The sequence below is a fragment of the Anaerobiospirillum sp. NML120511 genome (genome assembly GCF_023050955.1).
GTDB lineage: Bacteria > Pseudomonadota > Gammaproteobacteria > Enterobacterales > Succinivibrionaceae > Anaerobiospirillum.
This window is the reverse complement of the sequence record NZ_JALKIK010000017.1, coordinates 41831-55377: the sequence shown is the minus strand read 5'-3', so window position 1 is coordinate 55377 and position 13547 is coordinate 41831. Positions and strand designations below refer to the sequence as shown.

At 52.4% G+C, this 13547-nt stretch carries 6 protein-coding genes; 1 reads left to right on the top strand and 5 read right to left on the bottom strand.

The features are described 5' to 3' along the window. Positions 1-2845 precede the first annotated feature (2845 nt). Positions 2846-4669, top strand: coding sequence for a toxin-antitoxin system YwqK family antitoxin (locus MXE39_RS06365; protein WP_246977862.1), 1824 nt, complete (start codon positions 2846-2848; stop codon positions 4667-4669). A 314-nt stretch (positions 4670-4983) separates the two neighbouring features. On the opposite strand, the gene MXE39_RS06360 is transcribed toward MXE39_RS06365, so the two are convergent. From MXE39_RS06360 to MXE39_RS06340, 5 genes are all read right to left on the bottom strand, one after another. Next, the gene (locus tag MXE39_RS06360; RefSeq protein ID WP_246977863.1) at positions 4984-5619 is read right to left on the bottom strand and encodes a hypothetical protein; all 636 of its coding nucleotides are present in this window, start codon (positions 5617-5619) and stop codon (positions 4984-4986) included. 1719 nt (positions 5620-7338) lie between these two features. After that, on the bottom strand, positions 7339-8967 hold the full coding sequence (locus tag MXE39_RS06355) for an NAD(P)-binding protein (RefSeq protein ID WP_246977864.1): 1629 nt from the start codon (positions 8965-8967) through the stop codon (positions 7339-7341). Between the two features lie 14 nt (positions 8968-8981). Further along, complete coding sequence (locus MXE39_RS06350; RefSeq protein WP_246977865.1) at positions 8982-10040, bottom strand: thiamine pyrophosphate-dependent enzyme; 1059 nt, start codon at positions 10038-10040, stop codon at positions 8982-8984. 14 nt (positions 10041-10054) lie between these two features. Continuing rightward, a complete protein-coding gene (locus tag MXE39_RS06345) occupies positions 10055-11311 on the bottom strand; it encodes a transketolase C-terminal domain-containing protein (RefSeq protein ID WP_246977866.1) in 1257 nt (418 codons plus the stop codon). Beyond that, positions 11304-11882: a 2-oxoacid:acceptor oxidoreductase family protein gene (locus MXE39_RS06340; RefSeq protein WP_246977867.1), complete on the bottom strand. Its 579-nt coding sequence runs from the start codon at positions 11880-11882 to the stop codon at positions 11304-11306. Before MXE39_RS06340 ends, MXE39_RS06345 begins: the two co-directional genes overlap by 8 nt. Between the last annotated feature and the right edge of the window lie 1665 nt (positions 11883-13547).

Sequence of the window (13547 nt, the reverse complement as noted above, 5' to 3'; positions counted from 1 at the left end):
AGAAATATCAGGGATTCAGTGCCCGGGCCTGATTCATATCTGAAAGAAAACCTTCTGATGCCATGGTAATTGAGCATTACCTGTACCAGTGAAGCGAGTATCTGACAGCTCCGGGCGTTGTGCCCTCTGGCTGCAGGGATGAAATCAGCGTTACCTGGAGATAAGTCCGGGTAATAAACCGATCCAGTTGCAATACCTGGGGCTTACGAACACCTTTGCGCTCACGACCTTCTTGGCCTGTTATGGCCAGGTTTTAAGGTTATGGTACGAGAGTTTTGTAAGTGATAAAAGTGTATCAAGAAGATATTGTTAATAATCTGTGATCTCTGCACGAAAGGCTTTCTTTTGCTGTTATATCTAGTGTGTACACTCACGGCAATTTTGAAACAAAGGCAAAATTTTTACGGAGGCCATAGCAGCGCGATTTTCCGTTTCTACTATTTATATTTATAGATGTAAACGTTCTACTGAAAGCACATTTTGGCATGATTTTATGTAAGATTTCTGGATACAACGTTCTGCGCATGAGCAGCTGACAAAAGATAGGGCATAAAAGTGTGTCTGACTTAATATCAGGTGCAAAATCAAAGTTACGCCCAAAATTGTAAACTGACATCAGCCCCGCCATATGAGCTCAAGAGTCATAAACGCATTAGGACGGCCTGACAGTAAGCGGCAGGGAGGGCGAAGGCAGACATACCATGGGGAGTGCATAAGCAGGTTTCACCTTGAGGCAGAGTCCCATTCTTAACAGGCTGTCCTGACAGCCTCTGTCAGCCTGTTCATGTGCCGTTGCCATATCCAGTATGAGATGGCAGCATTCGCTGGAGGGGCTGAGCAATTAACAGCTGAACTGTAGCCGGCAGCCTGCGGCCCTCAGCCTGCATATGCATGGATCATGGTGCTATGGCATTGGGTTTTGCACACAGGGCTTTTGCGGGCTTCGGACGGCATCGGCTGCAAGTTGGTACTTAAATCCTGTGCAGTTTAGCCTGGGAGTAGCGTTGCCTGCTGTAGCCCTTGCATAAGCTGTTGGCCATAGCTGGTTGCAGATATGGGTTTGAGATTACAGCTTAAAGGGATGGCGCTAAAGTATGGCCTGAAGGGACAGTTTGAATGAATGGCCTGAGTTTATGGCTGTAGGGGAGAGCATCCATGCTGCGTAATGTCAGAGGACGGTCTTGAGGTCAGAGTGTTTCACGATTCATTGGGCAGTTCTGTTATGCCATGTTCCTGCTGACCGGGATGCTACTGGCCGTGTGGCTAATTGATTAGCAAGTGTCGGGAAGATCGAGCTGTTTGACATGATGCATTGTCGTTGACTGGTGCAGCGGGTACAGCTTGTGAGTATCCGGGATGTGAGGGCCGGAATGTACTTTCGAGCTGATTGCAGTTAAGGCAAGGGGCTGTGTGGTAACACCGTTGCAAGTGGTGTTTGACAAAAATTATGTAATACTTGCTTCATTTTATAGACGAATGCCAAAGTTTGATCTTGTTTTTTCTAATAGAATCTTCAGTAATCTGTGCCTGAAATCTGCGTCATGAAACAGCATGATTAACCTGCTTGTGTGGTCCCGATTCAGCCGGCACGGCTGGCTGCGCTTATCCTGTAAAGATACGCAGTCTGCCTGTCTTATGCGCCTGTGTCAGACAGACAGTTCCTGGAGGTCAGGCCAGGCTATGCATGGCATGCATGCATGGCATGAATGCCTTGCGGGCCATGAATGCCTTGTGGCCATCGGACCTGGGCTCATCCTCAGCTGTGGCTGAGATACTGGTCAATGAGTTGCTGCATGGTCGGCAGGGGACTTCACTCTGGCCGTTATCGCGCCCTTATGCTGTCATGCATTCGGGGGCATGGCCTGTCAAGGGCATGGCCTGTGACCTTTGGGTAACTGAGCTTACTTGAGTCAGGGCTGTATGCAGGATATCTGTCTGCCTGCGGTGCAACGGCTTGCTGTGCGCTTAAGAGGCTGCATGGATCAGATATGGAGCAGCTGGAAATGCATACGATGGTTCCCCTGCTGACCAGGTAAGCTGTGACGATACTGGCTGGTTCACATGACTGACTGGCTGATCGAAAAACTTTCTTAGTCTGTTCTGATTTGCAGGCTGGATTTCTGCCAGTGCTTAAATGACTGGCTGCCAGGCAAAATTATGTTGATTTTGATTTTTGAAAACCCTGCCGAAACTGCATATGACTTTGGGCTTTCTGCCTGGCCTGAAATATGCTGAAGTACGATTTATACACTGATTTACCGGTTTTCAAAATGTTGCGGCGGAGTATCTGCAACAGACTCATATGGTGCAGGTGCGCCTTTCATATACATTATTATCTGTTTACCCGGTGCGTGCTTTTGGTAAAATATGAGAGTTACCGACTCTGTGCATCGCAGCAAGCGCTGTAAAAGCCGGGTCAGGTACTGTCTGTAAACCAGGTCATACCGCCAGCAGCCGCATAAAATGGCTGTCAGCGTACACTACGCGTTAATCAGGCATAAGGAATGACCGCCCAGATGGGCACGGCTTCATGCCAGACCCACCAGGCAATGCTGCATACGCACTGCTGGAGTACATCAGCTATGCTCCACTATCAGTGCAGTAGCGCGACCGGCAGCTTAACCGGTCACCCCAGTACTACGGTTCCCCCTCCGGAATTACGCAACTAAACTGTAACGCTCGCACAGTCGGGCGCATGCAGTATTACCTGTTGCCTCAATTTCACCGGAGACGGCTGACTGCAGTCAGCTGCCGTTAAGGCTTTGAGCAGGTATGATTCTTAGGTGCTGCTTTGACATGATTCACACATTGACCAGCAGCAACAAAGGTATGGTAAGGAAACACTATGGCTAGAAAAGAGAAGGAAAATAAAGATGCCAAGCTGATGCTGGCAGCGGGACCAAAACTTACCCTTGTTCCGACTCAGGGCGAAGGCCAAAATAAGCCGGCCAAACGTCAGCACAGGCAGCCACAGATGAGCACCTGGCAGGCACTGGCCAGTGTTTTCATGCCTGACAATCCTCAACCGGCCCCACAGCAGGGCCAGCGCCGTCCTCAGCAAAGTCTGAACGCTGATATGGATCAGCTCGATCAGCCGATGCCTAAGAAGTACACCACCGAGCGTTCATACTTTGACAATGGTGCTATCCGTTCCGAAACTCCTTACGTCAATGGCATCCGCCACGGCAAGGAGCGTCTTTATTTCCCTGATGGCCGCCTTGAGGCCGAGGTACAGTGGATGGACGGTCACAAGGACGGACTTGAGAAGCACTTCTTTGAGAGCGGTGATGTAAAGTCAGAGACCAATTTCCGTCTGGACAAGCGTCAGGGCTCCAATACCGAATTCTACCCTGAAAACCGTGCTATCCGTCATGAGTCCTACTATCAGGATGACATCATTGACGGTACCGAGCGTGAGTTCTATGCCAATGGCATGATTAAGACTGTAACCCAGTGGGCTCACGGCCAGCGTCACGGTATTTCCTCATCTTTCACTTCCGATGGTCACATCGTTGCCGAAGTCCCATACAACAACAATGTTGTAGACGGAGTAGTACGTAACTACTTTGATAATCAGCAGCTCAATCATGAGACCCCTTACAAGAACGGCGTCAAGCACGGTGTAGAGCGCTGCTATTTCGACAATGGTAATCTCCAGCGTATCGCCACCTACAAGGAAGGCGAACTCAACGGTACCCGTATGATCTTCTTCCGCAGCGGTTACCTTGAAAGTGAGACCTCATACTCTGATGGCCGCAAGAACGGCTTTGATCGTGAGTATCACAATATCGATGTAGCTCTGGCCCCTGACAGTCCTGCTGCCCGTGCCACAGCCATTGCCCGTGCCAGCTCCGGTGCCTCTATTACCCGTGCAGCTGATGAAAACGGCCGTCGTGAGGTGATATTCCTGGCTGACGAGTACAAGCGTGGTCTGTTAAAGCATGAGGCTTTCTTCAGCCATGGTGTTGCTGAGGGTATTGAGCGTACCTTCTATGAAAATGGCAATATCGAACAGGAGTGGACCTTAAAGGATGGTTTCTGGCATGGCCGTGCCCGTAAGTACTATGAAAGCGGTGAGGTCTATTGCCAGTCAATGTATGTTAATGGCCATCGTGAAGGCGAAGAGAAGTACTATCACCTGACTGGTGGTCTGAAGTTCTCCATTGTTTATGATGAGATTTCCCGCCCGATATCAGGACGCTGCGTCTGCGGTCGTGACTTTACTGAAGAAGAGCTTGAGGCTTTCTACACACGTAATCAGGAGCCTGAGTGCGATCATAAGAATGCTGTGACCTCCAGGGCCCGTTTTGGTGAGAACATAAATGATGAGCCTGCCTCAGCAGACTCTGCTCAGCCAAGTGTTGCTCAGGCTGCCGCTCTGGCTGCTGCACGTCACTCCATGAGTGTTCAGAGCGAAATGCAAGGCCTTTCAGCTGAAAGCGAACGCGATGAAGTTGGTGCCCGCTCTAATGCTCACAGCAGTCTTACCCCTGAGCAGGTAAAGGCAGTTATAAAGTCCCTGCCAAGCAAGAACAATGCTTCCCCAGGCTTTGCTCCTGGCGCTCAGGTAGAGCCGGTTATTCCGTTCATCATTCAGAAGCCTCTGTCACCAAGTGCCCGTCAGGCCCGTGACCGCCGCATGAATCCTGACCAGGGATACGGCGAATAAGACAAAGCCCCGCAGTGCTCAGCACGCGGGGCATTTTTTCGCCCGCAGCCCCACAGCGGCTGCAGCGCATTCCGGCGCCCAGGCGGCCCGGCTGGCCTGTCGGCTCAGCAGGCCGCGCCGACGCAGCTGCAGCCGCAGGTGCGGTATGCCTTGCAATCTGGCCAGCCATGCATCAGTGCAGCGCGCGCTCTGAGCGCGCTGTCAGCGCGGTAAGCGTAGACTCTGCCCGGCGGCGCCGCCGCCGTGGTGCGGCCTGCTGCGCAGGTGTGCTCATGCTCAGTGCACGGCTGGTGCTCACGTCCCTTTGGCCGGCATCAGCCGTCCGTCAGGGCATGGCTCTGGACCGATGCAGCCTCAGATGGTGCGGCAGCAGCAGGCTGGCCTGATGTGCCTGAGGCTAAGGCCGGTTCTGGGGCCGTGGCATCTAATGGGATGGTGTCGTCTTTGATGAGGCCTTCGGCCTGCATCCTGATGATATAGAAGGCACGTACAAAGCTCAGTTCCTGCTCCATGGTGTCTTTAAGGGCCAGAAGGCGGCGCCTGCCAAGGCGGCGGTCGAGCAGAGCAAAAATGCGCACTATGGGATGGTCGCTGGCAAGGCTCAGCTCCAGACTCTGGTTGTCATAGATCCAAAAGGCCTCATAGAAAACCTCCTGGTCAAAAGTGCCTTCATCAAGAGCATGGGCATGAGCAAGGTTCAGAGCCTCTGTGGTCTGTTTGTGGTCTCGGTGACTTGTGGCTCTCAGGCTGTTATAGCGGGACCATACCTTTTCAAAGTAACACTGACAGCTGCTGCGCAGTATCTCCCGGCCATCGAGGCGTATGGCCGCACGCCCCACATGGTCAGCACTTTTGCTGTACGTGGTGGCAAAGTACTGAATCCGTCCCCTCAGTGCCGGACACAGGCACTCATTTTCAAGCTTGCTTCTGATACCGCTCCATGTGGCCATAGCTCTCTCTCCCAACTGCTCTGACAAATAACAGGCTCATTATGCATCAACTCCGGGCCCGTGTCCTGACCCCACAGCTCTGAACTCCAAAAATGCCTGTTTGCGCTGATGCCGCTGCACTAAGCCGGCACCCCGTCATGAGTACTTTCACAGACGCTGCTTCGCCTGAGCCTCAGTTTATGCAGTTGAGGGCAGAGAGTCCGCCATATCCTCTCAAACAGAATCACCTTAAAAGTGGCACCGCCTCTCAGCAGCATCGCTCTCTTGCTGGTCATTGAGGGGCTGCATGAATGAGCAGCCAGACCAGCATTCAGGTCTATTCAGCCCCGGCATCGGCCAGCGGGTGGCTGCAGCTGCAACTTCTTGCTGTGGCCACAAGACCATATGTCTGGTAACAGAGAATGCGATGTCTTGCCTCATGGCCAGTCCGTCTCCTTTGAGGCAGGTTCTATACAGTCTTACTCTGCGCTGCTCGTCTTTGTGGCGCCTGGCTACGGTACTTCTTGTTAAGCCGGCCAGTCAAGAGCTGACCTTTCGGTGTTGCTGGCAGATATGAGCTCAACTGGTTGAGCAGGATGATCCGTATGAACGGGTGGGCATGGTGAGCATAGCAAGTATGGGCGAGCATGGATAGCAGTGCAGACTGGCGCGCTCTATGAGTCGAGGTGAAATAATCCGAAATGCTCAGAACCATCATCAAATAACAGATCTTATCCCATCCCCCAATCAGGAAGACGAAGCTGACATGTTTTAACAGTCCATCCAGCAGCGCATGGATGATCCTGATACAAGGCACTGCAGTGCAGTGCAGTGCGCAGTACAGCAAAGCAGAGCCGGGCAATTAACAGATCATACAGACGCATACCTGCTCATACCGATACCATGATGAATCAGGCTGCAGCAGCTGGCATGGCAAACGTTTGCAGCTGCCTGAATGCTCAAAATGTGCCCGTTTGAGCATCATTTCAACGAATTTGTGACCTGAAACAGCTCAAGTAAGCTTTTGGGAGACCCTGTTACACCGTGGATGATGACAAACGATTGCAATGGCTTATAAACGGCATAGGTGAGCAGGGCAGGTGATTTTGGGGTTGGGGTTGTGGCTGATTAGGGCTGGTGCGCTGCAGGTGCGTCAGCGGCTGCGATGGTTGCCGGTGCCGGGGCATCTGCATTGGCAGAAACAATTGGCTCTGCTGCGGCATTGTTTGCCGATGGAGCTGCATATGCTCAGATGCTCTTCAGGCATTGGCATAGGCATAGGCATAGGCATGGGTATGCAGCCGTGCTTTGCAGGACGTGCTCTGGTGAGCAGGAAATGCTTTAAGGGCTGAGACGGGATATATGTTGAAGCCTGGAGCCAGGCTGGAACCATGAGCGGCGGAACTGGTTACGGGGTACAGTTCAGGAAAGGAGGGCTCTGAAGTCCGGATGGCCTGATGGGCCTGGCTTTGCTTTAGAGGGCTGAGAAAGGTCGGAATTGCAGATTTGCATGTATCGATGCGCAGGTTGAGTGGAGGGGAGAGCCGAGGATGGGATTTTGGGAATGAAAAAAGCGGGCGCAGGCCCGCTTGTGTGGAAGGGCTTGAAGCCCTCGCTCTCAGATTAGAATCTGGTATGGTTCCGCTGCAGCCGGGCCTTAAGGCCCGGCTGAGGCAGCGGCAACAGCCGGGGCTGCTGCCGCGCTGCCTGAATCAGGCAGCTGCCATGGCGGAAAGAAGATTAGATCTTCTCTGGGACCATGTCGATGTGACCGCAAGGGCACTCCTGAGCACAGACACCGCAACCCTTGCAGTAGTCGTAGTTGAACTCATAGTGCTTGCCTGGGCCCAGCTTGATGATAGCGTTGTCTGGGCATACGCCGTAGCAGTTGTCACACTCCATGCAGTTACCGCAGGACAGGCAACGACGTGCTTCGAATACGGCGTTCTCCTCGGTAAGACCGTGCTGAACTTCGTCGAAGGTGGAGGTACGACGGGCCAGCTCGAGCTGAGGACGAACCTTCTTAGGAGCGTCGGTGTAGTAGTATGGGTGCATGTCCTCGAAGCGGGCGTCAGCATGCTTCTCAGGACGGGTGTAGGCGCGGCCGTTTAACCAGCCGTTGATGCCACGGGCAGCGTGCTTGCCCATACCGATAGCGGCAGTTACGGTACGATCACCTGGAACCATATCGCCGGCGGCGAACAGACCCTCGTAGGTGGTCATGAAGGTGTTGTTATCAACGGTAACAGCGTCCTTCTGTAACTCGAGGCCTGGTACATTCTTGAGGATGGAGAGGTCAACGTTCTGACCGATAGCCAGAACTACGGAATCGGCAGCCAGTTCCTCGTACTCGCCGGATGGCTGTGGGTAGCCATTCTCGTCGAGCTTCATCTTCTCGATCTTCAGACCTTCCTTGGAGGCGGAATCAATGGTGGATAACCACTTAACATTAATACCTTCCTCGATAGCGCCATCCATTTCTTCCTCGTTGGCTGGCATCTTGTCACGGTTACGACGGTAAACGATGATTGGCTCAGCACCTAAACGACGGAGGGAACGGGCTACGTCAACAGCGGTGTTACCACCACCGTATACGGCTACCTTACGGCCGATCTGGATGTCACCCTCGCTGGAAACCTTCTCCAGAACGTCCAGAGCGGTCATGATGTGGGTGGTGTCACCAGATGGGATGTCTACGTTGGTGGACAGGGAAGCACCCATGCCCATTACAACTGCATCGTACTTGCCGTTGGCCTTCTCAGCCAGAACGTCGGTAACCTTCTTCTCGTACTCGATGGTTACGCCCATGTCGAGAATACGCTGTACTTCAGCGTCGAGAATGTCACGTGGCAGACGGTATACAGGGATACCGTAGCGCATCATACCACCGGCCTTCTTGGCCATTTCCATGATGTGAACGGTGTGGCCGAAGCGACGGAGGTGGTAAGCGGCGGACAGGCCGGCTGGGCCGGAACCGATAACCAGAACACGCTTGCCGGTCTCACGGGCTGGCTTCTTGAAAGCCAGGTTGTGGGACAGAGCGTAGTCGCCCAGGAAGCGCTCAACAGAGTTGATACCTACGGTCTCGTCGAGGAAGCCACGGTTACACTTGCCTTCACAGGTGTGGTAACAGACACGGCCCATACATGCTGGAAGAGGATTGTCCTCAACCAGAACGCGCCATGCGTGCTCGTAGTCACCCTCAGATGCGTAGTAGAGCCACTGCTGGATGTTCTCACCGGCTGGGCACTGCTTGTTGCAAGGTGGCAGCTTGAATACGTTAACTGGACGCAGGGTACGCCAGGAACCGGTCTCGTTGCTTAAGGAAGAGGCTGGATCAAGGGTAGTAGCGAAAGGTTTCTTCATCATTTCTCAAAAACTCCTTATAACAGCTCTTTACGCTCGTAAGCCTGGATGGCAGTTGGTACGGTCTCTGGGATAGAGTCGCCGAGCATGTCGTACTGACGGATGTTCTCTTCGCACAACATCTCGAGACGCTCGAGGATCTTAGGATCGGCCTTCTTGCCGCTTAAGTGAGCGTAACGGCGCTGGAGCTTCAGGAAGTTGATGATTGGCTGCTTCTCCTTGATCTTGTGTACGGAGGTAACCTTGCCGTACTCAGCTTCGAATACAGGGTAGAAGCCAGTCTCAACAGCCAGACGGGCAACGGTAACGGTGCTTGAGGAAGCAGAACCCCAGCCAAGTGGGCATGGAACGAAGATCTGCAGGTAACGGGCACCGTGGTAGCTCATGGCCTTCTCAACCTTGTACTCAAGGTCGCGCAGGTCGGCAACAGTAGCAGTAGCTACGTAAGGAATACCGTGAGCCATGGCAATTAATGGAACGTTCTTACCAGTACCCCAGTCGGAACCTGGCTCGGCACCAACCAGCTGAGTGGTGGCGGTACGGGCAGATGGAGGGGTAGCGGAGGAACGCTGTACACCGGTGTTCATGTAGGCCTGGTTGTCGTAGCAGATGTACAGAACGTCATCGTTACGCTCAAACATACCGGATAATGGACCAAAGCCGATATCGGTGGTACCACCGTCACCGCCCTGGGCGATAACGCGTACTTCCTTACCGCCGTACTTCTTGGCACGGACCTTGGCAGCAGCGGCCAGACCGGTACCTACAGCAGCGGCATTACCGAACAGGGAGTGGATCCATGGCAGACGCCAGGCTGACTCCGGATATGGAGTGGAGAATACTTCCAGACAGCCGGTAGCATTACATACCATCAGCTGGCCATTGGTTACGCGCATGGCGGCGTCAATGGCGGTACGGGCACCCAGAGCTTCACCACAGCCCTGGCAGGCACGGTGACCGGAGGTCAGGGAGTTTGGACGATCCATGGCAGCCTGAGTGGCACGCATGGAAGGGTTTAAGAGACGGTTACCTACAGTGTTGGAACCAGTCTGATAAAAGTGAATCTTGTCAATCATTGCGATCTCCCAAACTATGCCTTTTCGGCCTTGACGGAGCTGATAATGTCGCTGTCGGAAATTGGCTTGCCATCAGCGAAGGATACACCCTCAACATCCTTTAAGTAGTTGTTGAGAACCTTAGGCTCTACGTCAACCCAGGTAACTTCATCCTTGAGCTCGTGAGCCAGAGCGAGGTCAGCGATGCGCTTGACGGTTGAGCCTAATACGGCACGGCCGCCCAGACCGCAGATTACGGAGTGAACCTCTGCACCGGTACCCTTTACGGAACGCTCAACCTCAGGGCCGATAATGCCACGGGCACCGAAGGAGAAGGCACGCTCGACAACTACAACGTTCTTGCAGTCACCGATAGCCTCACGCATTGCATCGTAAGGGAATGGACGGTAGGCCTTTAAGGAGATGATGCCAACCTTGTAGCCCTGCTCCTTGAGACGATCGATCTCGTCCTTGGCGGTACCTACGGAGGAACCGGCCATAACGATCTTTACGTCAGCGCCTTCGCAGTTGTAGCACTCAACCAGACCACCGGAGTTGCGGCCGGTCAGAGCGCGGTATTCCTTGGTTACACGCTCGATAACTGGCAGAGCCTTGTACATCTTGCGCTGCTGGAGGAGACGAACCTCAGTGAAGGCCTCTGGGCCTACCATGGCGCCCATGGAGATAGGCTCCTTAGGATCGAGGTACTCGGTAGGCTGGTACTCAGGCAGGAAGGAGTCAATCTGCTCCTGAGTAGGCATGTCCAGACGCTCGAAAGCGTGGGTTAATACGTAACCGTCCATTAATACCATTACTGGCAGGCCAACTTCTTCAGCAATCTTGAATGCCATGATGTGGGTATCAACGGCGTCCTGGTTGGACTCGCAGAATAACTGCAGCCAGCCGGAGTCACGCTGGGACAGGGAGTCGGAGTGGTCGTTCCAGATGTTAATTGGGGCACCGATAGCACGGGATGCTACGGTCATAACGATTGGCAGACCCAGACCGGAGGCATTGTAAACACCTTCAGCCATGAACAGCAGACCCTGGGAAGCGGTAGCAGTGTAGGTACGGACACCACCGGCAGAAGCACCGATGGAGATGGACATGGCGGAGAACTCGGATTCACAGTTGATGAACTCACAGTCCTGCAGCTTGCCTTCCTTAACCAGCTTACCTACGTTCTCTACGATGTGGGTCTGTGGGGAAATTGGGTAGGCACATACGGCGCCTGGACGGCACAGAGCAACGGCCTCAGCGATACCAAGGGAACCTTCGATTTGCTTAAGCATTTGTGCCTCCGTTCTTTACATTCATAATAAATTCGTAAGCTAAAGCTGCAGTCTCGGCGTTGGCATCACCAACCTTGCCAGGATAGCGGGTCTGGAAAGACTTCTGTACAGACTCTAACTTGAAGATGCCAGTTACAGCAGCCAGGGCAGCAAGAATAGGGGCACCTGGTAATGGCTTGCCGATCTTCTGCATGGCGAAGTCGGTAGCTGGAACAGTGTAAACGTGACCGGCTGGCAGACGCTTTACGAGCTCTGGAACGATGTCCTCAGGAGCTTCCTTGGTGTTGATGATGGCGTAGCCATCGTCATCAAGGCCGGCGAATACGTCTAAGGCGGTTAATAAAGTACGGTCCTGAACCAGAACGGCATTTGGGCACAGAATTGGCTCGTGGGTTCTGATTTCCTTGTCGTCGATACGGGCATAGGCAACAACCGGAGCGCCGGTTCTCTCAGAACCGAAGCTTGGGAATGCCTGAGCGTGAGCGCCCTCAAAGAATGCAGACAGAGACAGCATTTCAGCTGCGGTGACTACGCCCTGACCGCCACGGCCATGTAATCTAATCTGAAGCAAAGTAGGCTCCTTTAAAAATGCATCAAATCTTATTTTTCTTAGCCTTAGCTAACTGTTTATGACTCGTGCATAAGAAAAGACCTTTTCCGAACCATCTGATGCATTGGGGCTCCGGTGACGCCGTGTGGCAGACAGCCGGGCTGTAATGGCCGGTGCAGATGACCACTCCTGACAGTAAACAGGCCCTGCAGGGCCCTGTACTGCTGCAGCCGGCCTTTCAGGCCCCTTCCCTGAGACCTGCTGCTGACCTGTGGTCAGCTGCCGTAACTGCAGTATGTGATATCAGTTGCGATGACAGTGTGACAAAGACTGTCGGGTCTTCTCCCAAAACTTAAGGACATGCCAGCTTGACAGACAATCCTAACGTTCAAGTTAACTAATGGGAAAGATCCAAAAGAAATCCCGTTTTCAGTCCTGATCTGAGTTGCTGCTGTGCAGCAGGTCAGGTTAAGAGAGCGGGCAGCATGGTGATGGCGGGGCAGGTCAGTACAAAAGCCTCCGGCTCGACACGGTCCGGGGCGCAGTGAATGGTCATCATCTCTGTTATGAGGATGCATTCAATTGCACGTTGATCTGCAGCCAGCAGCCTGTGCTGCGGCCTCAAGTACTCCATTACTGCAGTCAAGGGAAAGACAGGCAACGTATGTCCATAATCAGATTGCTGTGTATTAAGACATCGTTTTATTTGCCCGTTGCGTTCACTGAACAGTAAAACTCAAGGCGTGTTTCTTTGTGGATTCATAGTAGACAAAGAACTTGTAAAAAGCCATGAATCGGAAAGTGAAAATGGCGTAGCAGTCGTTCATAAAGTGTGATGCAGGTCACAAATCTACCAGGGATTTGATATCTAGAATCCGAAAAATCGTTCCTGAAAATGCGGCTAATATTTCTACAGGTACAAAATATATCACTGCAAAAGGGCATTTATCAGCGATGTATGTGAGTTAGTTGGGGCTAACTAATAGCCTTAGCTAACACGAAAAGCGTGCCCAGATCACATTTCGATTAAGACGGTATTAATATTAAATACTATTATTAAAACAATTTTATAAAATGCTAAAACCGCATTTAAATGCGAAAATCCCCTTTATATCAAAACTTAATCCCATCTTTATTACTGTAATGTGATGTGACCTGCAAATTACTATTAGTTTTTCTTATGCTTTCTTTTATCAGCAGTACGCATATTCATGGACAACAATGTACGCTCAAAATGTTGCAACAAGCCCGCAAATACGGCAAACATAAACACAAATCTCCGTAAAAAGCCCTCTTCTTTGGCAGAAAAAATTTTTTCATGCTCAGCTGCAAAACATGGAATAAATAACCAGATTTGCCCTCAAAGTCATAATTGTGAATCCATGGCACCGTTTACACAGGCCAGGCGCACCATATAAGTGAAAAATCAGCCACACTTTTAAAAGCTCATCAACCACTGCCCCCAAATGATGCCAGTGCACCACCGCAGCTATCACAACAGCTGCCAGCTGCTACGCCCCGCAAGACCAGCAACCACGCCTCGTACCAGCCCACCGCAAGCTCACCGCCAGCACATCATTGCACAAAAGCGATTCAATCCAGCGCCAATCCCGTGAGTACATTCCGACTGACGGTCTTGGGATTAAACCGCTCACCATTACATCCCAACAAGCTCAATGAGCTGCA